Origin of the sequence: Citrobacter sp. SX206, assembly GCF_024181025.1 — a bacterium.
Taxonomy (GTDB): Bacteria; Pseudomonadota; Gammaproteobacteria; order Enterobacterales; family Enterobacteriaceae; genus Citrobacter; species Citrobacter youngae.
The window spans coordinates 949,335-973,575 of sequence record NZ_CP049738.1 but is presented as its reverse complement, the minus strand read 5'-3'; the positions used below and the strand labels follow the sequence as shown (position 1 = coordinate 973,575).

Below are 24,241 nucleotides of genomic sequence, written 5' to 3'. Positions count from 1 at the left end.
CAAGATAAAGATCAGGAGTGAGCGATGTGTACGACATGTGGTTGCGCTGAAGGCAACCTATATATAGAGGGTGATGAACATAACCCCCACTCGGCGTTCCGCAGCGCGCCATTTGCCCCGGCGGCTCGCCCGGCACTGAATATTACCGGTGTGAAAACCTCCAGTTTCGCACCGAGCCAGACCGCTGAAGGCGATCTGCACTACGGTCACGGTGAAGCAGGCACCCACGCGCCAGGCATGAGCCAGCGCCGCATGCTGGAAGTCGAAATAGACGTGCTGGACAAAAACAATCGTCTGGCCGAGCGCAACCGCGCCCGCTTTGCTGCCCGTCAGCATCTGGTACTGAACCTTGTCTCAAGCCCTGGCTCCGGTAAAACGACGCTGCTGACCGAAACGCTGATGAAGCTGAAAGACAGCGTGCCATGTGCCGTCATTGAAGGCGACCAGCAGACGGTTAACGATGCCGCCCGTATTCGCGCCACCGGCACCCCCGCAATCCAGGTCAACACCGGTAAAGGTTGTCACCTCGATGCGCAAATGATTGCCGATGCCGCGCCACGTCTGCCGCTTGATGACAACGGCATTCTGTTCATTGAGAACGTTGGTAACCTGGTCTGCCCGGCCAGCTTTGACCTTGGCGAGCGTCATAAAGTCGCCGTGCTCTCTGTTACCGAAGGCGAAGATAAGCCGCTGAAGTACCCGCATATGTTTGCGGCTGCATCACTGATGCTGCTCAACAAAGTGGATCTGCTGCCTTACCTCAATTTTGATGTTGAAAAGTGCATCGCCAGCGCCCGGGAAGTGAACCCGGATATTGAAATCATCCTGATTTCCGCCACCAGTGGTGAAGGGATGGATCAATGGCTGTCATGGCTGGAGAATCAGCGATGTGCATAGGTGTTCCGGGTCAAATCCGCACCATTGATGGCAACCAGGCTAAGGTCGACGTTTGCGGTATTCAGCGCGACGTCGATCTGACGCTGGTCGGTAGCTGTGATGAACATGGCCAACCGCGCCTCGGCCAGTGGGTACTGGTTCACGTCGGTTTCGCCATGAGCATCATTAATGAAGCTGAAGCGCGCGACACGCTCGACGCGCTGCAAAACATGTTTGACGTTGAGCCGGATGTCGGCGCGTTGCTGTATGGCGAGGAAAAATAAATGCGTTTTGTTGACGAATATCGCGCACCAGAACAGGTGATGCAGTTGATAGAGCATCTGTGCGAACGTGCCGCTCACCTCTCCTACACCGCTGAACGCCCACTGCGCATTATGGAAGTTTGTGGTGGCCATACCCATGCTATCTTTAAATTCGGTCTCGATCAGCTTCTGCCCGCAAACGTGGAGTTTATTCACGGTCCAGGCTGTCCGGTGTGCGTTCTGCCGATGGGCAGAATTGACAGCTGTGTCGAAATCGCCAGCCACCCGGAAGTGATTTTCTGCACCTTTGGCGACGCGATGCGTGTCCCAGGAAAACAGGGCTCACTGCTACAGGCCAAAGCGCGCGGCGCGGATGTCCGTATCGTCTATTCCCCAATGGATGCGCTGAAGCTGGCCGAGGAAAACCCAACGCGCAAAGTGGTGTTCTTTGGCCTGGGTTTTGAAACCACCATGCCGACAACCGCCATCACTCTGCAGCAGGCCAAACAGCGCGATGTGCAGAACTTTTACTTTTTCTGCCAGCACATCACCTTGATCCCAACGCTGCGCAGTCTGCTGGAACAGCCGGACAACGGTATCGACGCCTTTTTGGCGCCGGGTCACGTCAGTATGGTGATTGGCACTGACGCCTATAATTTCATTGCCTCAGATTTCCATCGCCCGCTGGTGGTCGCCGGTTTCGAGCCGCTTGATCTACTGCAAGGCGTGGTGATGCTGATTGAGCAGAAAATAGCGGCTCAAAGCCAGGTTGAGAACCAGTATCGCCGCGTGGTACCGGATGCCGGTAACGCGTTAGCCCAGCAGGCTATCGCCGACGTATTCAGTGTCAACGGTGACAGCGAATGGCGAGGTCTGGGCGTCATTGAATCATCAGGCGTTCACCTGACGCCTGACTATCAGCGTTTTGACGCCGAAGCGCATTTCCAGCCTGCGCCGCAGCAGGTCTATGACGATCCGCGCGCCCGTTGCGGAGAGGTATTGACCGGCAGATGCAAACCGCATCAGTGCCCATTATTTGGTAAAACCTGTAACCCGGAGACCGCATTTGGTGCCCTGATGGTCTCCTCCGAAGGCGCATGTGCCGCCTGGTATCAGTATCGTCAGCAGGAGTGTGAAGCATGAACAGCGTACAACTCGCCCACGGTAGCGGCGGTCAGGCTATGCAGCAGTTGATCAACAGTCTGTTTATGGAAGCATTTGCGAATCCGTGGCTGGCGGAACAAGAAGATCAGGCGCGTCTGGAACTGGCGCAACTGGTCGCGGAAGGCGATCGTCTGGCGTTTTCAACCGACAGCTACGTTATCGATCCGTTGTTCTTCCCTGGTGGCAATATCGGCAAGCTGGCTATCTGTGGTACGGCTAACGACGTGGCGGTCAGCGGCGCGATCCCACGCTATCTCTCCTGCGGTTTTATCCTCGAAGAAGGTTTACCAATGGAGACGCTGAAAACCGTCGTTAACAGCATGGCGGCCACCGCGCGCGAAGCGGGCATTGCCATCGTCACCGGCGACACCAAGGTTGTACAGCGCGGCGCGGCGGACAAACTGTTTATCAACACCGCCGGAATGGGCGCGATCCCGGCTAACATTCACTGGGGTGCCCAGACCCTGAGCGTGGGCGATGTGCTGCTGGTCAGCGGTACGCTTGGCGATCATGGTGCAACTATCCTTAACCTGCGCGAACAGTTGGGTCTTGATGGCGAGCTGGCCAGCGACTGCGCGGTATTGACGCCGCTTATCCAGACGCTACGTGATATTCCCGGCGTGAAGGCGCTGCGTGACGCGACCCGTGGCGGCGTGAATGCGGTCACGCATGAATTTGCCGCATCATGCGGATTCGGCATTGAGCTGTCTGAAGCGGCCCTGCCCGTGAAGCCCGCGGTGCGTGGCGTTTGCGAACTGCTGGGTCTGGATGCGCTCAACTTTGCTAACGAAGGCAAGCTGGTGATTGCCGTTGAGCGTCAGGCCGCTGAAACGGCACTTGCCGCACTGCGCGCGCATCCGTTAGGACGCGATGCCGCAATGATTGGCGAAGTGGTAGAACGCAAGGGTGTGCGTCTTGCCGGACTGTACGGCGTGAAACGAACACTCGATTTACCACACGCCGAACCCTTACCTCGTATATGCTAATAGCCCATTAGCGGCAACGTGTAGGCCGGATAAGCTGAAATCGCTATCCGGCAACAATTTACGACTTATACCTATAATTCATTTACCGTTTTCGCACCGTTCTGCGGTGCTTTTCCTGGAAAAGCAATATGTCGTATACACCGATGAGTGACCTCGGACAGCAAGGCCTGTTCGATATTACTCGTACATTATTACAGCAGCCCGATCTCCCGTCTCTCAGCGAGGCGCTTTCGCAGCTGGTCAAGCGTTCAGCGCTGGCCGACTGCGCGGCTATTGTGTTATGGCAGGCACAAACGCAGCGTGCGCGTTATTTTGCGACGCGTGAAAATGGTAAACCCATCGATTATGAAGATGAAACGGTACTGGCCCATGGCCCGGTACGCCGTATTTTGTCTCGCCCCGATGCGCTGCACTGCAACTATCATGAGTTTACGGAAACCTGGCCACAGTTGGCTTCAGGTGGACTGTATTCTGAATTTGGCCACTACTGCCTGCTGCCGCTGGCGGCGGATGGACGCATCTTTGGCGGCTGTGAATTCATCCGCAACGAAGATCGTCCGTGGAGTGAAAAAGAGTACAACCGGCTGCAGACCTTTACCCAGATAGTCGGCGTCGTTGCGGAACAAATTCAGAGCAGAGTCAGCAACAACGTCGATTACGATTTGCTGTGTCGCGAACGTGACAACTTTCGTATCCTCGTCGCCATCACCAATGCGGTGCTCTCCCGCCTGGACATTGACGAGCTGGTCAGCGAAGTCGCCAAAGAGATCCATCACTACTTCGACATTGATGCCATCAGCATCGTGTTACGCAGCGATCGCAAAAACAAGCTCAGCATTTATTCCACCCACTATCTGGATGAACATCATCCGGCGCACGAACAAAGTGAAGTGGATGAAGCAGGTACGCTTTCTGAACGCGTTTTCAAAAGCAAAGAGATGCTGCTGATTAATCTGAGCGAACGCGATACGCTCGCCCCTTACGAACGGATGCTGTTCGAAACCTGGGGCAACCAGCTACAGACTCTGTGCCTGCTGCCGCTGATGTCCGGCAACACGATGCTTGGCGTGCTCAAACTGGCGCAGTGTGAAGAAAAAGTTTTCACCACCGCCAACCTGAAACTGTTGCGCCAGATTGCCGAACGCGTAGCCATTGCGGTAGATAACGCGCTTGCCTATCAGGAGATACATCGCCTGAAAGAACGTCTGGTCGATGAAAACCTGGCGCTGACCGAGCAACTGAACAATGTGGACAGTGAGTTCGGCGAAATTATCGGTCGCAGCGAAGCCATGTACAGCGTACTCAAACAGGTCGAAATGGTGGCGCAGAGCGACAGCACCGTATTGATTCTGGGTGAGACAGGTACGGGTAAAGAGCTGATCGCCAGAGCGATTCATAATCTGAGTGGCCGTAACGCCCGCCGGATGGTGAAGATGAACTGCGCGGCAATGCCTGCCGGATTACTGGAAAGCGACCTGTTTGGTCACGAACGCGGCGCGTTTACCGGGGCCAGCACACAGCGAATTGGGCGTTTTGAACTGGCGGATAAAAGCTCGCTGTTCCTCGATGAAGTAGGTGACATGCCGCTGGAGCTACAGCCTAAGCTGCTGCGCGTACTGCAAGAGCAGGAATTTGAACGCCTGGGCAGCAACAAGCTGATCCAAACCGACGTTCGGTTGATCGCCGCCACTAACCGCGATCTGAAAAAGATGGTTGCCGATCGGGAATTCCGTAACGATCTGTATTACCGGCTGAACGTTTTCCCAATCCATTTACCTCCGCTGCGCGAGCGCCCGGAAGATATCCCACTGCTGGTGAAAGCCTTTACCTTTAAAATTGCTCGCCGGATGGGACGCAATATCGACAGTATTCCTGCGGAAGCGCTTCGTACCTTGAGCAGCATGGAGTGGCCGGGTAACGTGCGCGAACTGGAAAACGTGGTGGAGCGCGCGGTTCTGCTTACCCGAGGCAACGTGCTACAGCTGTCCCTGCCGGATATTGCCGCGTTGACGCCGTCCGCACCGCCGGTAGCCACCGAAGTTGCGCAGGACGGCGAAGATGAATACCAGTTGATTATGCGCGTCCTGAAAGAGACCAACGGCGTGGTTGCCGGTCCTAAAGGTGCTGCGCAGCGATTGGGGCTAAAACGAACCACGTTGTTGTCGCGTATGAAGCGATTAGGTATTGATAAGGATGCGCTGGTTTAGCCATTGTGGCTATACTGGGTGATAACTCAACGAAAGGAGGCAGTATGGCGGTATCAGCACGTAATCAATTAACCGGTACAGTCAGTGCAGTTGCCACTGGTGCAGTGAATGATGAAGTTGAACTGACGCTGGCTGGCGGCGCAAAACTGGTCGCGATTGTGACCCATAGCAGCCAGCAGGCACTGGGTCTGGCGAAAGGAAAAGAAGCCATTGCGCTGATTAAAGCGCCGTGGGTGACGCTGGCAACTGAAGACTGTGGCCTGAAATTCTCTGCCCGTAACCAATTTGCCGGTAGCGTTTCACAGGTAACCGAAGGCGCCGTTAACGCCACCGTACACATCAAAACTGATGCCGGTTTTGACATTGTCGCGGTCGTGACGAACGAAAGTCAGCAAGAGATGAAACTGAGCCAGGGAAGCCGGGTCATCGCGCTGATCAAAGCCTCGGCCATTCTTATTGCCACCAAAGCGTAACCGCCATCCGGTACCGGATAGTTAAATTGCCCGATGGCGCTACGCTTATCGGGCCTACGCGATAGGTGAGCCTGCGCTTGCTGGCCGGATAAGGCATCGCCGCCATCCGGCACAAAATAACCAGATTACTTCTTGCGCTGATATTTCTCAGGTAATTCCGGGACGGGACGCTTGTCATCAATCAGATGGCGAACGGTCAGAATCGGGTGACGCCAGAGCATTCTCGGCCCGGCCCAACGCATAATTTGCTTCATCTCTTCGCGTTTAGCAGGTTGATAGCAGTGTACCGGACACTGTTTGCAGGCCGGTTTTTCCTCGCCAAACACGCACTTGTCCAGGCGCTTTTGCGCATAAGCAAACAACGCATCGTAATGCCCCTGTTCATCTGAAGCTTCCGGACACTGGCTTTCGTACAGCGAGATCATCTTTTGGATCGTCATTTTTTCACGAGCAATACGTTTGCCGGACATGATGCCTCCATAATTAAGTTGCATAAATAATACACCTTAATCATGAAGGCAACCAAGACCCGAGTACCGCTTACTCGTCACAACGGCTAAATAGCCCTGCGTTTATAAGGACGGTAGTGCGGTAGCCAAAAGTTATCTTTAATACTCTGCGACAGCGCGTCGTCGCTCATCTTCTCTGCCACACCCGACTGCTGTGCCGCCTTACCGACCTCAAAGGCAATGCTGCGGGTCACCTCGCAGATTGTCCCAATCTCCGGCAACAGAGCGCCTTCCCCGTTACGCACCAACGGGGAAGCATCGGCCAGCGCACGGCTTGCCGCCATCAGCATAGCCTCTGTTACGCGTGTCGCGCCGCTGGCGATAGCCCCCAGACCGATGGCCGGGAAAACATACACGTTATTGCACTGCGCCACCGGAATGGAGCGTCCATTAAATTCAATCACACCGCAGGGACTGCCGGTCGCAATGATGGCCTGTCCCTCGGTCCAGCGAATGATATCTTCTGGTCGCGCTTCCATTCTCGAAGTGGGATTCGACAACGGCATAACAATCGGACGGTCGCAGTATTGGTACATCGTGCTAATTACCTCCTGCGAGAACAATCCAGCCTGACCCGACACCCCCAGCATAACCGCCGGTTTGGCATTGTGGATCACCTCCAGTAACGACGGTGCCGGCCCCTCATACTGCCAGTCAGAAATTTCCTCGGGCGACTGCGCCAGCGGTTGCTGGAAATCAGCTAAGGCATTATTGGTGGTCATCACCAGACCGTCGCGATCCACCATAAAAATGGTCCGTCTGGCTTCAGCCTGGCTCATTCCTTCACTGATGCGACAGGCAATAATATGCCGGGCAATCCCACATCCCGCAGCCCCCGCCCCCACAATTACGATTGATTGCTGACGGAAGTCACGACCGCTGCCTCGGCAGGCAGCAACCAAAGTCGCCAGAGCCACCGACGCCGTGCCCTGAATATCATCGTTAAAACAGCACAGCTCATCGCGATAACGGTCCAGCAGCGGTACCGCGGTATGCTGGGCAAAATCTTCAAACTGCAGCAGAACGTTAGGCCAGCGCCGTTTTACGGCAGCAATAAACATTCCAATAAATGCGAAATAGTCTTCACCAGTTATGCGCGGATGACGCCAGCCGATATAGCGCGGATCGTCCAGCAGTCGCGCATTATTCGTGCCGACATCCAGTAAAATAGGTAGCGTATTCGCCGGATTTACCCCGCCACAGACGGTATAGAGCGACAGTTTCCCGATAGGAATTCCCATACCGCCAACGCCCTGGTCGCCCAGCCCCAGAATGCGCTCACCATCGGTGACGACGATGACCTTGATATGGTGCCGTGGAATATCATGCAAAATATCGTCAATACGATCGCGATCGGGCCAGGAGATAAAAACACCGCGCGCACGACGATATATCCACGAGAATTTTTCACAGGCGGCCCCGACTACCGGGGTATAAACGATGGGCAGCATCTCTGGAAGATACTTTTTCAGCAGGTAATAAAATAACGTTTCGTTGGTATCCTGGATATTACGCAGGTAAATATGTCGAGCGTTGTGGGACTCAGCCTCAAGATATTGTTGATACGCCCGTTCGGCTTGTTCATCAATATTCTCAATGGCGCAAGGCAGTAGCCCACTCAGGTTAAAGTCGTGCCTTTCTTGCTGCGTGAAGCTGCTTCCCTTGTTTAATAACGGAGATTCAAGCAGTAACTTCCCCGTAAACGGGACGTATAAAACATCGTTTGTCACGTTGCCATCCATAAATTACAACCAGATAAAAAATAAGAGCCTGCATTAGCAGGCTCTCGGGATTCAAATTAGGACATAGTTGGCAACCAGCATCGCCGCAATACCGGCCAGCGCTGGAAGCAGCGTTCTTCTGACGATCATAAACGGTGAACATTCTCCTGCTTTACTCACCGCAATAATGATTCCAGCCACTGGGGACATTGAGCGCCCCATTCCCGCCATTAACTGCATAGGCAGGATCATATTGACGGCGCTCTCACCAAATTTTGCTGCAATGGAGGGGGCCAGTCCGGAGAAGGAGAAAAAGGCGGCAACACCAGAGCCGGTCAGGACGGCGGTGACGCCCACCAGCGCGGTCATCACCAGCGTCATGCTGGTAAAGCCCAGACCTGCGTTTTGCACTGACTGCAACAGGTAGTCCACCGCGCCAATTTTCTGCAGCCCCTGGGCATAGATATCCGCACATACCAGCAAGGAAACGATACTGGTAAACATGCTGCCCATGCCTTTGAAAAAGACCTGTATTCCTTTACAGCAGCTTTTAAAATCGCGAGTGGTCGCCAGTTCGAAGAAAAATGCGACAACTGCGCCGAGGATCATCGCCGTGACCACATCAATTTTGATGGATTTGATAACCAAAGGGCTAAAGACCAGCACCAGCACCACAGGCAGGACCGGCAGCAGCGCATAAATCGCCGGCACTTTGCGGCCCTCTTCTTCCGCTTGCGCGACGCTTTGCTCGCCCGGTACGAAGCCATCTTTTTTGTCGAAATACTTCGCGGTGAAGTAAATCACCACCGCCACGGCCAGCATAACCGCCACCGCAACCGGCATCTGGTAATGCGCGAAATAGATAGCGCTTTCCATGCCGGCATGCTTCGCCGCCAGATTCGCCGTGCCTACCGCAGGCCCCAAATCCATAAACGCGCACAGGCCAATCATCGCGGCCGCAGAGGCTTTACTGACCCCGAGGCGAACCAGAACCGGGAAGAATGTCACCAGCAGCAACATCGCCAACCCCGCCGCACTTGAAATTGCCACGTGCAGAAGCTGCGCGCAGATATACCCCAGCGCAAGGATCAGGTAAGGTGCTTTAATCACCTGTAGCGGACGAATGCACATATTGACCATCGCATTCGACGCTTTAATGTGATCCATATAGCTGGCAAATCCCCCCGCCGCCATAATGATAAGACCGATACCCGCAATTTGTGTGGTAAGCGACTCTTTGGCAAAGCTAAAGATATCCAGCCAGGTTGACCCCGTGGATTTCGCTTTATCATAGAGAATGCTGTTTTCTGGATAAAACAGTACTGTGATGGTCAATAATGCCAGTCCAGCGAGTAATAAAACAGTTTGCGGCTGATAATTTTTAACAATTAACCATGCAGCAATAACTGTTATCACTATTGCTATAATAAACGCCGTCATAATAACAATTCCTATGCCATACAAATCTGGTAGGGTTACCCGTCATATCATCATAGCTTATGCAGGATACCGGGAAATCACATCCATATATAAGCAGTTATAATATGTACGTAAATTTATCGTATTACATACTCAAATATTGAGATTTAATTGTAATGGGTTGTGTGGTTGTAAAATACGGGAAAGGTGTTTTCCCACCTCTTTTTGTGAGTAAGATCGCAACTCATCTGAATACGGTCACATCCTCCAAAAAAGGCTGGATGCGGGTTTCCAGGATATTCATTCAATGATTGACGTCGAAAGCGTATTACCCTATAACAGCGTTGATATACAACAGCCATCGGGTGTTATCTATGTACAAAAAAAACACGTTAAGTCTGGATGAGTATAACTCACTTACTCTTAATATGGGCGATCTTACAGAATCTGAGTGCCGACTTAATGAGTACATTAATAAGCACTTCAATGAACTCCCCTATCATGGCATTGTTGATCTCTCGCAGAATGCGATGGTAAGTAAAGCTACTATCGGTCGATTCCTGAATAAAATAGGTTTTACCGGTTATGCCGCTTTCCGTAAAGCATTAGACATTACACTGTCAAAAAATAAACTATCAGCACCTTTTGAGAAAAACATCAAACTGCGTAACAATTCCAGCATCACGACAGAAAGTATTGTTACTGATTTCACGCATAAAATATCAACGTTATTTAGTCAATTTAAAAATAATATCGATATTGAAAGCCTGAATGCGTTTATCGATCTGGTATTAAACAATCAACGCCATATTTATGTCGTCGGTCCTTCATCTTCTCATGCCATGGCGACGCATTTTTGTACGTTGCTAAAGTACTTTCGCAGCGATATTACCCTATTACCAACAGACATCAGCGAACTCCCCAAATGCCTCATCAATATCAAGGAGGAGGACGTCCTGATTGTGTTCTCTTACTATCGATTTAACCGGGTCGCGCTCAATATTGCAAAATGGTTCAGAAAAAAGAATGCCGTCGTAGTGTTGGTGACCAACTCAGAGGCGAACCCTTACGGTAAGTTCTGCGATCTGCAGTTTGTTCTCCCAAGCGACGTACATTCCATTTTTCAAAGCCGTATTCTTGGCTTCTTTTTTATCGAACTCATTCTGCATCTGGCTTATGAGAAAGGAGATAGCGAGGGGAATTTTGCCCAACTGGAAGAATTGTTCGTCTTCTTCGAAACATTTTCTGCATCGGCTCATAATACTTAGCGCTGCCAGCCGCCAGGAGAGTTATCCCGCCCGGCAGCATGACGAATCAGGCAATCTCTGCGGTTTTCACGCGATCGAACTCAGCAATTGTTTCCGCAATGAGCGCATCGTTAGCCCCGATATATGACAGCGGCTCACAGGCGGCGGTAATTTCTGCCACAGACAATGACGCGCGGATTTCCGGGCTAGCCTGTACGATCTCCATGAAGCAGTGCTCGCCGGTTGCATGCTTCAGCAGGTTTTTCACCAGGTTATAAGCGGACTCTCTGCCAATTTTGGCGGCAAGTTTCATCGTCAGCGATTCCGACATAATAAAGTGCTTCGAGCAGTCAAAATTAGCGCGCATCTTCTCTTCATTAACAATGAGATGCGAAAGCAGATTTTTTGCGCGCATCAGGCTGGTCGATAACGCATTAGAGGCCTCCGGGAGGATCGTCCAGTTCAGTACCCGCATTGAGGCGGCTCGCACATCCTGTTGATCCAGCATTGCTGGCGCGCCGGAAGCATACATCCACCCCATCCTTGCCAACGTTTGCATCATGTTACTGGCGCGCGGATTCACTTTGTGCGGCATCGTGCTTGACCCGCCGCCGCCTTCTCCTTCAAGCACTTCGGCAATCGGCGTGCGTCCCATGGTTTCGACATCGTTAGCCAGGCGACACAGCGTGCCGTGGATAAGAGCAAAAAACTGCACAACCTCAACAACCGCATCCTGGCTGGCATTATTAATCCCGCAGGGCACGTTCAGACCCAGCGCTAACATCAGCCGCTTGCGCGTTTCCATTCCCTGCTCGCCCACAGAAGCCAGGTTGCCTACCGCACCGCCAAAGAGTCCGGTAACGGCGCGCGGATACAGCTGCTGGAGCCTTGTCAGGTGGCGGTTTATCTCCGCCAGATAACTGCAAACATGCAGCCCCCACGTCGTTGCAGAGGCATCCACCGAATTGGTGCGAGCAACCATTACCGTACGAGCATGTCGTAACGCCATCGTTTTCATGGTTTCGCCAACATCAAGCAATTGCTCACGCAATAGCCGCAGCGTTTGCTGCAATCTCATCGCCATGCCTGAGTCGAGTAAATCCTGAGTGGTGCATCCCCAATGCAGAAACTGACTTACCAGCGGCGTTCCGCTGGCGGAGATCTGATCGATCAGCGGTTTTATCGCCATGCCGACCGTCTGTGTTTCCTGCGCCAGCGCTGGCCAGTCTATCTGTATTTCCCGACAGGTTTGTTCAATTTCAACGGCCGCCTGTTCAGGGATAATCCCCAACTCACTTTGCACGCGAGCGACCGTCGCCTCAAAGCGCAACCAACAACGCAGCAGATTGTCGTCAGACCATATTTCCCGCATCCTGGCCTGAGTGAACAATGATGAATAAAGGTCAGAATCAAATACCGTTGTTTGCTTCCCGTACATACAGCGCCTCTCCGGCCAATGAATGCGTGATAATCGAAAATGTGATTAATCAATTTTGCGGGATCTGTCTGCCAATTTATAGGGGAAAATAGTATTCCCACCCCAAAAATAATTATGAGAATACAACTTTCCCATTTTAGCTTTTCTATCCAGTAGAAATGCGATGCACTTCACAGTAATTTTTAAAATGTAGATCAAATAGCCGTAATATTTCAAAAGAATCGTTCATAAAATATTAGAATCATTAATATAATAGCAAATATAGAGATATTTATGCGTGAATAATCACATTTCATTACGAGAAAAAATGATTCCCATACCGCTGCCATTCCTTTTCCACAAACAATTATCCCGCTGTGAACTTTATTTTATGGTCAGGAAATTAATGCAAGTTTGAGGGATGACATGAAGCTAAAAAATTATTCACTAATATTACTAATGGGTATGAGTTCCTCGGCGTTCGCCTTAAACGTCTATAATAAGGACGGAAATACGCTGGATATTTATGGCCGCGTTGAGGGAAAAATTGCGAGTGGCCAGAATTCATTTGCTGGTAGCGAAAGCCGAAGCGATCTGGGTGGCCGTGTCGGTATTTATCTCACCCGGGATCTGGACCTTCTGCCAGAAACTAAAATCGTGGGGCGCCTGGAATGGCAGGTGCGTACCGAAAAAAATGATAACAATACCGGTGAAAGCGATATGGAGGCCCGTTATTCCTATGTCGGCCTGTCAAATAAAACATGGGGCGAGCTGATCACCGGGAGAACCAAGAACCCGTTGTATCAGGTGATGAAAATGACCGATAAGTATAAAAACTTCACCCCCAATATCTACAGCTATGGTATTACAACCATTGATGATTCTTACCAGTTCAACCGACAGGACGGCACCGTTCAGTGGAACGCCAAATTTGCCGGTAACGAAATCCAGCTGGCATGGGTCTCCGGTAACGGCAACAGTGATAACGAAGCGCTGGATTACGGGGCAATGGCCAGCTATCGTAAGTCTTTCAAATTTGGCGATTTTAGGATTACACCTGCGATAGCGGCCAGTCGTTACAAACGACAGGATGGCGTAGTGACCACCGATGGGCGTAATCAAAACGATCAAATTATGGGAGGATTACAACTCAGCTATAAAGCCTATGAAGTCGCGGTAACCGCATTGCGTACTTCTATTTCTCGCGATAACAAAAGCGATAATAATTATAAAGGGATGGATTCACTCATTTCCTACAATTTTGGCACCGTCAAGGTTCTCACCGGATATAGTTTTTTAAATGAAGATGGTAAAGATATTGCTGAAAAAGAAGACTGGCGTGCTGAAGCGCAATTAACATTGGCTGAAGATACGTGGTTATCATTTACTTACGATAAAGAGTTCGCCAGTAAGAACAAAAAAACCAATGATGACGCGCTCATCGTTGGGCTCCGTTATGATTTCTAAGAGATAAAAAATGAAAAAGATAACATTGCTTGCCGCAGCGACGACCCTCGCATTAAGTAGTCTCTGTGCTCACGCGGATACGTTATTAGCACCTTCCGCACATGCGAAAATGGATGGCGAGAATAAAATTGTCGCGCTTTATGGTAACTCTTTCACTTTCTATAACAATAATATTAATACCCGCCTGCGGGATTTAACGCAGTCCCTACTGCCAGACCATGCCAAAGGCTATAAGTATCGGGGGATCACGATTTCCAGCGGTCATTTAGGCTGGCAAATTGAGAATATGCGCTATCAGAACACGCTACAGAAATGGGATGTCGTCATCCTGCAGGGGAACTCAACAGAAACGATTTCAAAGAAAGAAAGTACCCGACAAAACTTCGTGGACTCTGCAACCCAAATGGCTGAGATGGCGCATAAAGCCGGTGCAAAAGTTGTCTATTTCATGACCTGGCCGAAAAAAGACAAACCCGAAGATAGCCAAAAACTGGCAGATGCTTATATCTCGATTGCGCAAAAAACGGGGGGATATGTGGCTCCGGTAGGTCTGGCTTTCGAGAAAGCACGTAAAACGCACCCAGAAATTAACCTGTATTATCATGATGGTGTACATCCTTCGATTTCTGGAACGTATCTCGCTGCCTGCGTATTCTTCGCTACCCTGTATAACCAGTCTCCAGTCGGCGGCGCGCTCCCTGTTGATACGGACATGACCCCAGCCACCGCCAAAGTGTTACAACAGGTAGCATGGGAAACCGTCACCGAGTTCCAAAAGTCATAATCACCGGGTTATTCGTTCCCAACACGCCGGCAATCGTACCGGCGTAAAACACATTATCCCCCATCTATTCCTTAGCACCCTACGCAAATAAGAATTATTTTCATTTATTTATGCCATGTGCTATATAACATAGCAAAGGCTATATTCGATGATAAATTAACCACTTTGTTGTGAGGGATACTATGCCGCATCTGCCTCGTCTGAAGTCAGTTCTCCTTGCCAGCCTGTTGACGGCACTTACGCTGTCGCCTGCCTGGGCGAAAGAAAAGTTCAAGGTCATCACGACGTTTACGATCATTGCTGATATGGCAAGCAATGTGGCAGGCGATGCGGCAGACGTCAGTTCAATCACCAAACCCGGGGCAGAGATTCACGAATACCAGCCCACGCCAGGCGACATTAAGCGGGCGCAGGGCGCGCAGTTAATTCTCTCTAATGGTCTCAATCTGGAACTCTGGTTTACCCGCTTCTACCAACATCTGTCCGGCGTACCGGAAGTGATGGTCTCAAACGGCGTAAAACCGATGGGCATCAGCGAAGGGCCATACAATGGAAAACCCAATCCGCATGCCTGGATGTCAGCAGACAACGCACTGATTTACGTGGATAACATTCGCGATGCGTTAATGAAATATGACCCGGAAAACGCAGCGACCTACCAGAAGAATGCCGATCGCTATAAAGCAGAAATTCAGCAAACGCTCGCGCCGCTCCAGGCCGAACTTGCCAAAATTCCTGCCGATAAACGCTGGCTGGTCACTAGCGAAGGGGCGTTCTCCTATCTGGCGCGCGATAACGACCTGAAAGAACTGTACTTATGGCCGATCAACGCCGATCAACAAGGTACGCCGAAGCAGGTACGCAAGGTGATCGATACCTTACGTGCGCATCAGATCCCCACGGTATTTAGCGAAAGTACCGTGTCCGACAAACCCGCGCGTCAGGTAGCCCGGGAGTCTGGCGCACATTACGGCGGCGTGCTGTACGTCGATTCACTCAGCGCTGCCGACGGCCCGGTCCCGACCTATCTGGATCTACTGCGCGTCACCACACAAACCATTGTTAACGGCATCAATAACGGCCTTGGGAGTCAACCATGAGTCAATCTGCGATTACCGTGAATCAGGTTACGGTGACGTATCGCAACGGCCACACCGCACTGCGGGATGCTACGTTTCAGGTTCCGGGCGGCTCGATTGCCGCGCTGGTTGGTGTCAACGGTTCCGGGAAATCAACACTGTTTAAGGCGTTGATGGGGTTTGTCCGGCTGGCACAGGGGGAAATCTCTATCCTGCAACAGCCGGTCAACAAGGCGCTAAAACAGAATCTGATTGCTTATGTGCCCCAGTCTGAAGAGGTGGACTGGTCATTTCCGGTACTGGTGGAAGATGTGGTCATGATGGGACGTTTTGGCCATATGGGCTGGCTGCGTCGGCCAAAGGCGCACGATCACGCCTGCGTGGATGCTGCACTGGCGCGGGTCGATATGCTGGAATATCGCCATCGCCAGATTGGTGAACTGTCCGGTGGTCAGAAAAAACGCGTTTTCCTGGCAAGGGCCATTGCACAAGATGGGCAGGTCATTTTACTGGATGAACCCTTCACCGGCGTGGATGTAAAAACCGAGGCCCGTATCATCGACCTGCTGCGCGAATTGCGTGATGAGGGCCGAACCATGCTGGTCTCCACCCATAACCTGGGCTCGGTCACCGAGTTTTGTGATTACACGGTAATGATTAAAGGCACCGTGCTGGCAAGCGGTCCAACTGACACCACCTTTACCACCGAGAACCTTGAACAGGCATTTAGCGGCGTTCTGCGTCACGTCGCATTGAGTGGGGGTGAGCAGCATGTGATTACCGATGATGAGCGCCCGTTTATTTCGCGCCGCGCGGCACGCGAGGGGGAATAGTCATGAACTGGCTGACAGAACCCTTTGGTTACCAGTACATGCTCAACGCCATGTGGGTTTCGGCGATGGTCGGCGGCCTGTGCGCGTTCCTCTCATGCTACCTGATGCTCAAAGGCTGGTCGCTTATTGGCGATGCGCTATCGCATTCCATCGTCCCCGGTGTTGCCGGGGCATATATGTTAGGGCTTCCCTTCGCGCTGGGGGCATTTCTTTCCGGGGGACTGGCTGCGGGCAGTATGCTGTTTCTCAATCAGCGCTCACGCCTGAAAGAAGATGCGATTATCGGACTGATTTTTTCGTCTTTTTTCGGTATCGGGCTGTTTATGGTGTCGCTCAATCCGATGTCGGTGAACATCCAGACCATTATTCTCGGTAACGTGCTGGCGATTGCGCCGGAAGATATTTTGCAACTGGCGATCATCGGCGTCATCTCACTGACTATCCTGCTGCTGAAGTGGAAAGACCTGATGGTGGTCTTTTTCGATGAAAACCATGCACGCTCTATTGGTCTGAATCCTGGTCGGCTGAAGCTGCTATTTTTTACGCTGCTCTCCGTTTCCACCGTTGCTGCACTGCAAACCGTCGGCGCATTTCTGGTCATTTGCCTGGTGGTCACGCCCGGCGCCACAGCCTGGCTGTTGACCGATCGTTTTCCACGCCTGCTCACCATCGCCGTAGCTATCGGCAGCCTGACCAGCTTTTCTGGTGCCTGGCTGAGCTACTGGCTGGACGGCGCAACCGGCGGAATTATCGTCGTTCTGCAAACATTGCTGTTCCTGCTGGCATTTGTCTTCGCACCAAAACATGGTCTGCTGGCGAATCGCCGACGCGCCCGACTGGTGAACAAGGAGTCCTCATGTTCTTAACCACATTACTGGAACCCTTTCAGTTCAGCTTTATGGTCAACGCGCTGACCATCTCCGTTATCGTCGCCGTCCCCTGCGCGCTGCTGTCGGTATTTTTGGTATTGAAAGGTTGGGCGCTGATGGGGGATGCCATGAGCCATGCGGTCTTTCCGGGGATTGTACTGGCCTGGATTGCGGGTATTCCGCTGGCGATTGGCGCTTTTGTCGCCGGATTGTTCTGCGCGGTCGCCACCGGGTATCTTGACGATAATAGCCGTATCAAGCGCGATACCCTGATGGGGATCGTCTTTTCCGGTATGTTTGGCGCCGGACTGGTGCTGTATGTGTCAATCCAGTCTGAAATTCATCTGGACCATATTTTGTTCGGTGACATGCTGGGCGTTTCGCTGGGCGACATTGCGCAGACTGCGGTTATCGCTTTGGGGATAGCGCTTATCATCGGGCTTAAATGGAAAGATCTGCTACTGCATGCGTTCGATCCGCACCAGGCAAAGGCCAGCGGTCTTAACACCACACTGCTGCATTATGGTCTGCTGTGTATGATAGCCCTGACTATCGTCGCGACGCTAAAGTCGGTAGGTATTATTTTGTCGATCTCCTTGCTGATTGCCCCCGGTGCGATTGCGATTTTAATGACGCGCAGGTTCGCCCAGGCATTATTACTGGCTACCGCCATATCGGTTGCAACGTCATTTCTGGGTGTATACCTGTCATTTTTCATCGACAGTGCCCCCGCGCCGACCATAGTCGTTTTATTTTCCCTGCTGTTTGTCATCACCTTTATTTATTCAACGCTGCGCGATCGGCGTTTAGAGAATCAACTTCAGCTGCATGATGTATAAATAATGCTTCATGATATGTCAGCTAATGATGCTTATGCCTCTAAAACCTCGTTTCCGCATCCTGACGAGTATTATCGATATTCAATAAGATAAAAAAGAGCAACCACGAAATGAATGAGTAATTTGATACAAACTTCACCAGCCACACTTCAATGGTACATTGGGGTGTGGTGTAAATAGACCCGTTTTAGTTCCAGGCATTTTTTGAGATCCCGGCCAGATAATAGTGCTGTCGGTATTCCTCCGGTGTCATATTGTTCAGTGATTCATGCGGGCGTTCACAGTTATATTCAGATAACCATTTCTCCGTGATTTCCCGCACTTCATTCAGCATTCTGAACAGATAAAAATCGGGTATTTCTGTACGGTATGTTCGGTTAAAGCGCTCAATAAAAGCGTTCTGTGTCGGCTTACCCGGCTGGATAAACTCCAGTTTTACTGCATGTTTCTCTGTCCATTCAGCCAGTGCCAGTGAGATAAATTCCGGACCATTATCCATGCGTAGCGTGACCGGATCGCCGCGATTTGCCGCGATCCTGTCGAGCACACGGACCACGCGCAGAGCTGGCTGATTCAGTTCGATTTCAATCGACAACGCCTCACGGTTAAAGTCATCAACGACATTGAACGTGCGAAAACGACGGCCACAGACCTGGGTATCAGGCATAAAGTCGACAGACCAGTTCTGGTTCAGACTCCGGCAGGCCCGACGGAGAAGCTTTAATTCGTGGAGTTTAAAACGTGCAGCAAACGAGAGAAGTTGTGGAAAGTTACCAATTTTAAACTGAACAAGTTTACCAGTCGGGGACTCGCGTAACGGTAGGAAAAAGACTTCATCCCGGTGGCACCACATGAGAGACGTAAACCACGATTTTCGCCCACGTAAGCTTCATCTTTGCCACCAGGCTTCATCATTTTTACCGCTTTAAACGAAAGTGGCTTTCCCTCTTGTTTTACTACCATAAAGACTCCGTTATCATGCACCTTATGCAGTCATGAATTCCTACTGTTAACTGTAGGATTTCATGATATTCGATGAGACAACGTGAAACCTAATGATAACCATAAAATTCACTAACTCATTAAAAATTAAGAAATATGGACATCACACTCCAATGAGTACAATAGAAAATCTAGACTCTCACACCCCCATGATGCAGCAGTATCTCAAGCTGAAGGCTCAGCACCCGGAGATCCTGCTGTTTTACCGCATGGGCGACTTTTACGAACTGTTTTATGACGACGCGAAACGTGCGTCGCAGTTGCTCGATATCTCGCTGACCAAACGTGGCGCATCGGCAGGCGAGCCCATCCCGATGGCGGGCATTCCCCACCATGCGGTGGAAAACTACCTCGCTAAGCTGGTCAATCAGGGGGAATCTGTCGCTATTTGCGAGCAGATTGGCGATCCAGCAACCAGCAAAGGGCCGGTTGAACGCAAAGTGGTACGCATCGTCACACCGGGCACCATCAGCGATGAAGCACTTTTACAGGAACGTCAGGACAACCTGCTGGCCGCCGTCTGGCAGGACAGTAAAGGCTTTGGCTACGCCACACTGGACATCAGCTCCGGGCGTTTTCGCGTCAGTGAACCCGCAGACCGTGAGACGATGGCTGCGGAACTACAGCGCACCAATCCTGCCGAATTGCTGTATGCCGAGGATTTCGCAGAAACGTCGCTGATCGAAGGCCGTCGCGGCCTGCGTCGTCGTCCGCTGTGGGAGTTTGAAATTGATACCGCCCGCCAGCAGTTAAACCTGCAGTTTGGCACACGGGATCTGATCGGCTTTGGTGTGGGAAACGCGCCGCGTGGATTATGCGCTGCCGGCTGCCTGCTGCAATATGTCAAAGATACCCAGCGCACCTCACTGCCACATATTCGCTCCATCACCATGGAACGCCAGCAGGACAGCATCATTATGGATGCCGCCACGCGCCGCAATCTGGAAATTACCCAGAACCTGGCCGGTGGCGTAGAAAACACGCTGGCATCGGTGCTCGATTGCACCGTGACGCCAATGGGTAGCCGTATGCTCAAACGCTGGCTGCATATGCCAGTCCGCGATACGCAGATACTGATCGAGCGCCAGCAGACCATCGGCGCGCTGCAGGATTCCACCAGCGAATTGCAACCCGTACTACGTCAGGTGGGCGATCTGGAACGTATTCTGGCACGTCTGGCACTGCGTACCGCGCGCCCACGCGATCTGGCGCGGATGCGTCACGCCTTCCAGCAATTACCGGAACTGCGCGCTCAACTGGAAAACGTAAACAGCGCTCCCGTACAGATGCTGCGCGAGAAAATGGGCGAGTTCACGGAACTGCGTGAACTGCTGGAGCGTGCCGTGGTTGATGCCCCGCCAGTGCTGGTACGCGACGGTGGCGTTATCGCACCGGGCTATAACGAAGAGCTGGACGAATGGCGAGCGCTGGCTGATGGCGCAACCGATTATCTGGACAGACTGGAGATCCGCGAGCGCGAGCGCACCGGCCTGGACACATTGAAAGTTGGATTTAACGCCGTCCACGGTTACTACATTCAGATCAGTCGTGGACAGAGTCATCTGGCACCGATTAACTACGTACGCCGTCAGACACTGAAAAATGCCGAGCGCTACATTATTCCTGAGCTGAAAGAGTACGAAGACAAAGTTCTGACCTCAAAAGGCAAAGCGCTGGCACTGGAAAAACAGCTGTATGACGAGCTGTTCGACATGCTGTTGCCGCATCTGGCTGATTTACAGCAGAGCGCCAGCGCACTGGCAGAGCTTGACGTGCTGGTCAACCTGGCCGAACGCGCTTATACCCTGAACTACACCTGCCCGACATTCAGCGATAAGCCCGGTATCCGTATTGCAGAGGGTCGCCATCCGGTGGTGGAACAGGTGCTGAGTGAGCCGTTTATCGCCAACCCACTTAACCTTTCCCCGCAGCGGCGGATGCTGATTATCACCGGGCCAAATATGGGCGGTAAAAGCACCTATATGCGCCAGACCGCGCTGATTGCGTTGCTGGCCTACATCGGTAGCTATGTGCCGGCACAAAAGGTAGAAATAGGTCCAATCGACCGTATCTTTACCCGTGTGGGCGCAGCGGATGACCTCGCATCCGGTCGTTCAACCTTCATGGTAGAAATGACCGAAACGGCCAATATTCTGCATAACGCCACTGAGAACAGCCTGGTGCTGATGGATGAGATTGGGCGCGGGACCTCAACCTATGACGGTTTATCTCTGGCCTGGGCTTGTGCTGAAAATCTGGCGAATAAAATCAAAGCACTCACGCTGTTTGCTACCCACTACTTCGAACTGACTCAGTTACCGGAAAAAATGGAAGGCGTAGCGAACGTACATCTGGATGCGTTAGAGCATGGCGATACCATCGCCTTTATGCACAGCGTACAGGATGGCGCGGCGAGTAAGAGCTATGGTCTGGCGGTCGCGGCACTGGCTGGCGTTCCGAAAGAGGTTATCAAACGCGCACGGCAAAAACTGCGCGAGCTGGAAAGCATCACGCCAAACGCCGCGGCAACGCAGGTTGATGGGACGCAGATGTCACTGCTCAGTGCACCGGAAGAGACATCACCTGCCGTTGAAGCACTGGAGAATATTGACCCGGATTCGCTGACGCCGCGCCAGGCACTGGAGTGGATCTATCGGTTGAAGAGTCTGGTGTAATACTCGTGATGCCGGATGACGGCTCCGTCTCATCCGGCCTACGGCCTGATTTGTAGGCCCGATAAGCACAGCGCCATCGGGCAAATTTACCGGGCGGGGCTTCGCCTCGCCTGCATTTTTGATTAGCGCTTATCTTCCGCCAACAGAGGGGGGATACTTGGCACCATCGGTGCTTCATCAATATCCTTCTGCGTCATGCGAAACGCCTGCGGGTAGTGCTCACGGCTGGTGCGACGTAGCGGTTCAGTATTACGCCAGGTGTACAGACAATGCTGGCACTGATATACCGTCCAGACGCCTTTTACCGGCGAGTTCGCCATCACTTCAATATGTTCATCGGCACAACGTGGACAAATCATCTACAACTCCTTATTTACGGTTAGCCAGCATGGCGGTCAGCTTTTCAGCCCAGGCTTTCGTTTCCGGTAAATCACATACCGGCTGGCTGTAGTGCCCACGGTTATCCGGCGCGACCGGCGTGGTGGCATCAATAATTAACTTGTCGGTAATCCCCGCCGGACTGGAACCCGGATCAAGCTCCAGCACCGACATATTCGGCAATTGCACCAGATCCCCCGCCGGGTTAACCTTCGACGACAGCGCCCACATCACCTGCGGTAAGTTGAACGGATCAACATCCTCATCAACCATAATCACCATTTTCACGTAACCCAGACCGTGCGGCGTGGTCATCGCCCGCAACCCTACCGCACGGGCAAAGCCGCCGTAGCGTTTTTTGGTGGAGATAATCGCCAGCAAACCGTGGGTGTACATGGCGTTCACCGCCTGCACTTCCGGGAATTCTGCCTTCAACTGTTGATACAGCGGTACACAGGTTGCTGGCCCCATCAGATAGTCGATTTCCGTCCACGGCATCCCGAGATACAGCGATTCAAAAATAGGTTTACTGCGATAAGAGACTTTATCAATGCGCACCACAGTCATGTTGCGCCCGCCAGAGTAGTGCCCGGTAAATTCACCAAATGGCCCTTCTATTTCACGCTTGCGGCTTTCAATGACCCCTTCGAGGATCACTTCTGAACCCCACGGTACGTCAAAACCGGTGAGCGGTGCGGTGGCGATCGGGTACGGGCTTTCTCGTAGCGCCCCCGCCATTTCGTATTCAGATTGATCGTACTTCAGCGGCGTTGCCCCCATCAGAGTGATGATCGGATCGTTGCCAAGGGTGATCGCAATCGGTAGATCCTCGCCGCGCTCTTCAGCCTTATGCAGGTGCAGCGCAATATCGTGCATCGGCACCGGTTGCAGGCCCAGCTTACGCTTGCCTTTTACTTCCATACGGTAAATACCGACGTTCTGCTTACCGAAATTGTCGACATCCAGCGGATCGCGCGAAACCACGCAGGCTTTATCAAGGTAGAAACCACCGTCGCCATCGTTCAGACGAAACAGCGGCAGAATATCAAACAGGTTGATATCGTCACCGTCGACGCTGTTTTCCGCCCACGCCGGGTTGGCACGACGCTCCGGCGTAACCGGAAATTTATCCCAGCGGCGAATGAATTCATCGATCTGTTTTTTCACCGGCGTATTCGGTGGTAAACCCAACGAGATTGCATGGTTCTGCCAGGAGCCGATAGTGTTCATTGCCACACGGGCATCGGTAAATCCACGAATGTTGTCAAACCACAGCGCAGGCGCCCCGTCGCCAATACGTCCGGTGGCATTGGCAGCCGCTGCTAAATCCGGTTCGGCGTTCACTTCTTCACTGATTTTCAGCAATTGTCCCTGGTCGTCCAGCGCCTGCAAAAAGCTACGCAAATCATCAAATGCCATTACTCATTCTCCTGTAAAAAATTCTGCGCCTGCCGTAACCCCTGCCAGCGACGGGCGTTTGGGTGTTCCAGACCAAACTGATCGAGAACGCGAGCGACAATGTGCTGCGTAATGTCATCGACCGTTTGCGGACGGTTGTAAAACGCGGGCATCGGCGGAACCATTGCGACGCCCATACGGGAAAGTGCGAGCATATTTTCCAGATGAATGGTGCTCAGCGGCATTTCACGCGGAACCAGCACCAGCTTGCGCCCTTCTTTCAGCACCACATCAGCGGCGCGCCCCACCAGGCCTTCCGCGTAGCCTGCGCGAATACCGGCCAGGGTTTTCATGCTGCAGGGGATAATGATCATGCCGTCAGTGCGAAACGAGCCAGAGGAAATACTCGCTGCCTGGTCCGCCGGATGGTGGCAGTAGTTCGCCAGCGCAGACACATCGTTAACGCTGTACGGCGTTTCGAGCTCAATCGTCGTTTTAGCCCACTTCGATAACACCAGATGCGTTTCCACTTCCGGCATTTGCCGCAGCGCTTGTAGTAGCGCCACACCAAGCGGCGCTCCCGTTGCCCCGGTCATTCCTACGATGAGTCTCATTCAACCTCTCAATATTGTTCG

The 24,241-nt window shown here is 52.3% G+C and carries 22 protein-coding genes and 1 pseudogene; 14 read left to right on the top strand and 9 right to left on the bottom strand.

Annotated elements, in window-relative coordinates:
* Positions 1-24 precede the first annotated feature (24 nt).
* From hypB to G8S19_RS04665, 6 genes are all read left to right on the top strand, one after another.
* Positions 25-897: a hydrogenase nickel incorporation protein HypB gene (gene hypB / locus G8S19_RS04690; RefSeq protein ID WP_124020831.1), complete on the top strand. Its 873-nt coding sequence runs from the start codon at positions 25-27 to the stop codon at positions 895-897.
* Positions 888-1,160 carry a hydrogenase 3 maturation protein HypC gene (gene hypC / locus G8S19_RS04685; RefSeq protein WP_003037411.1) on the top strand — a complete coding sequence of 91 codons (273 nt, stop codon included), beginning with the start codon at positions 888-890 and terminating at the stop codon, positions 1,158-1,160. Before hypB ends, hypC begins: the two co-directional genes overlap by 10 nt.
* The gene (gene hypD, locus G8S19_RS04680) at positions 1,161-2,282 is read left to right on the top strand and encodes a hydrogenase formation protein HypD (protein WP_137382771.1); all 1,122 of its coding nucleotides are present in this window, start codon (positions 1,161-1,163) and stop codon (positions 2,280-2,282) included. It abuts the gene before it with no gap.
* The gene (gene hypE / locus G8S19_RS04675) at positions 2,279-3,289 is read left to right on the top strand and encodes a hydrogenase expression/formation protein HypE (RefSeq protein ID WP_124020832.1); all 1,011 of its coding nucleotides are present in this window, start codon (positions 2,279-2,281) and stop codon (positions 3,287-3,289) included. Before hypD ends, hypE begins: the two co-directional genes overlap by 4 nt.
* 128 nt (positions 3,290-3,417) lie before the next feature.
* The gene (gene flhA, locus G8S19_RS04670; RefSeq protein WP_061068462.1) at positions 3,418-5,496 is read left to right on the top strand and encodes a formate hydrogenlyase transcriptional activator FlhA; all 2,079 of its coding nucleotides are present in this window, start codon (positions 3,418-3,420) and stop codon (positions 5,494-5,496) included.
* Positions 5,497-5,540: 44 nt separating this feature from the next.
* Positions 5,541-5,969 (top strand): molybdopterin-binding protein, encoded by a 429-nt coding sequence (locus tag G8S19_RS04665; protein WP_003037421.1) that lies wholly within the window; start codon positions 5,541-5,543, stop codon positions 5,967-5,969.
* Positions 5,970-6,094: 125 nt separating this feature from the next.
* Here the strand turns inward: G8S19_RS04665 and G8S19_RS04660 are convergent, their stop codons facing one another.
* The 3 genes from G8S19_RS04660 to dcuC form a co-directional block, all read right to left on the bottom strand.
* Entirely contained in the window at positions 6,095-6,439 is a 345-nt protein-coding gene (locus G8S19_RS04660) for a nitrous oxide-stimulated promoter family protein (RefSeq protein ID WP_048213037.1), read from the bottom strand.
* 86 nt (positions 6,440-6,525) lie between these two features.
* On the bottom strand, positions 6,526-8,220 hold the full coding sequence (locus G8S19_RS04655; protein WP_061068463.1) for an NAD-dependent malic enzyme: 1,695 nt from the start codon (positions 8,218-8,220) through the stop codon (positions 6,526-6,528).
* A gap of 51 nt (positions 8,221-8,271) precedes the next feature.
* Positions 8,272-9,639, bottom strand: coding sequence for a C4-dicarboxylate transporter DcuC (dcuC, locus tag G8S19_RS04650; protein ID WP_124020833.1), 1,368 nt, complete (start codon positions 9,637-9,639; stop codon positions 8,272-8,274).
* A 353-nt stretch (positions 9,640-9,992) separates the two neighbouring features.
* Between dcuC and G8S19_RS04645 the strand changes: the two genes are divergently transcribed.
* Complete coding sequence (locus G8S19_RS04645) at positions 9,993-10,886, top strand: MurR/RpiR family transcriptional regulator (RefSeq protein WP_061068465.1); 894 nt, start codon at positions 9,993-9,995, stop codon at positions 10,884-10,886.
* 46 nt (positions 10,887-10,932) lie between these two features.
* Here the strand turns inward: G8S19_RS04645 and G8S19_RS04640 are convergent, their stop codons facing one another.
* Positions 10,933-12,303: an adenylosuccinate lyase family protein gene (locus tag G8S19_RS04640; protein ID WP_124020834.1), complete on the bottom strand. Its 1,371-nt coding sequence runs from the start codon at positions 12,301-12,303 to the stop codon at positions 10,933-10,935.
* Between the two features lie 405 nt (positions 12,304-12,708).
* Here G8S19_RS04640 and G8S19_RS04635 point away from each other — a divergent pair, with 405 nt between their 5' ends.
* The 6 genes from G8S19_RS04635 (at position 12,709) to sitD (ending at position 18,153) form a co-directional block, all read left to right on the top strand.
* Positions 12,709-13,749, top strand: coding sequence for a porin (locus G8S19_RS04635; protein WP_061068467.1), 1,041 nt, complete (start codon positions 12,709-12,711; stop codon positions 13,747-13,749).
* A gap of 10 nt (positions 13,750-13,759) precedes the next feature.
* Positions 13,760-14,533 carry a DUF4886 domain-containing protein gene (locus G8S19_RS04630; protein WP_061068468.1) on the top strand — a complete coding sequence of 258 codons (774 nt, stop codon included), beginning with the start codon at positions 13,760-13,762 and terminating at the stop codon, positions 14,531-14,533.
* Between the two features lie 182 nt (positions 14,534-14,715).
* Complete coding sequence (locus G8S19_RS04625; protein ID WP_048213038.1) at positions 14,716-15,633, top strand: metal ABC transporter substrate-binding protein; 918 nt, start codon at positions 14,716-14,718, stop codon at positions 15,631-15,633.
* A complete protein-coding gene (sitB, locus tag G8S19_RS04620) occupies positions 15,630-16,445 on the top strand; it encodes an iron/manganese ABC transporter ATP-binding protein SitB (RefSeq protein ID WP_048213039.1) in 816 nt (271 codons plus the stop codon). The genes G8S19_RS04625 and sitB overlap by 4 nt, the downstream gene beginning before the upstream one ends.
* 2 nt (positions 16,446-16,447) lie before the next feature.
* Complete coding sequence (gene sitC / locus G8S19_RS04615) at positions 16,448-17,311, top strand: iron/manganese ABC transporter permease subunit SitC (RefSeq protein WP_121584979.1); 864 nt, start codon at positions 16,448-16,450, stop codon at positions 17,309-17,311.
* Positions 17,302-18,153, top strand: a complete 852-nt coding sequence (gene sitD / locus G8S19_RS04610; protein WP_048213041.1) for an iron/manganese ABC transporter permease subunit SitD — start codon at positions 17,302-17,304, stop codon at positions 18,151-18,153. Before sitC ends, sitD begins: the two co-directional genes overlap by 10 nt.
* 187 nt (positions 18,154-18,340) lie before the next feature.
* Here sitD and G8S19_RS04605 read toward each other — a convergent pair.
* Together G8S19_RS04605 and G8S19_RS04600 are read right to left on the bottom strand one after the other, a co-directional pair.
* Positions 18,341-18,850, bottom strand: a pseudogene (locus G8S19_RS04605) (transposase); the annotation flags it as partial.
* 23 nt (positions 18,851-18,873) lie between these two features.
* Complete coding sequence (locus G8S19_RS04600; protein ID WP_323527945.1) at positions 18,874-19,116, bottom strand: DUF4102 domain-containing protein; 243 nt, start codon at positions 19,114-19,116, stop codon at positions 18,874-18,876.
* A gap of 152 nt (positions 19,117-19,268) precedes the next feature.
* Between G8S19_RS04600 and mutS the strand changes: the two genes are divergently transcribed.
* A complete protein-coding gene (gene mutS / locus G8S19_RS04595; RefSeq protein WP_253686163.1) occupies positions 19,269-21,830 on the top strand; it encodes a DNA mismatch repair protein MutS in 2,562 nt (853 codons plus the stop codon).
* Between the two features lie 122 nt (positions 21,831-21,952).
* Here mutS and G8S19_RS04590 read toward each other — a convergent pair whose 3' ends face one another.
* Genes G8S19_RS04590 through G8S19_RS04580 form a run of 3 tightly spaced genes read right to left on the bottom strand, consistent with a single transcriptional unit; the run spans position 21,953 to position 24,220 of the window.
* Positions 21,953-22,189 (bottom strand): non-oxidative hydroxyarylic acid decarboxylases subunit D, encoded by a 237-nt coding sequence (locus tag G8S19_RS04590; RefSeq protein WP_061068471.1) that lies wholly within the window; start codon positions 22,187-22,189, stop codon positions 21,953-21,955.
* 10 nt (positions 22,190-22,199) lie between these two features.
* A complete protein-coding gene (locus G8S19_RS04585; RefSeq protein ID WP_061068472.1) occupies positions 22,200-23,627 on the bottom strand; it encodes a non-oxidative hydroxyarylic acid decarboxylases subunit C in 1,428 nt (475 codons plus the stop codon).
* Positions 23,627-24,220 carry a non-oxidative hydroxyarylic acid decarboxylases subunit B gene (locus G8S19_RS04580; RefSeq protein ID WP_253686161.1) on the bottom strand — a complete coding sequence of 198 codons (594 nt, stop codon included), beginning with the start codon at positions 24,218-24,220 and terminating at the stop codon, positions 23,627-23,629. The genes G8S19_RS04585 and G8S19_RS04580 overlap by 1 nt, the downstream gene beginning before the upstream one ends.
* Positions 24,221-24,241 lie beyond the last annotated feature (21 nt).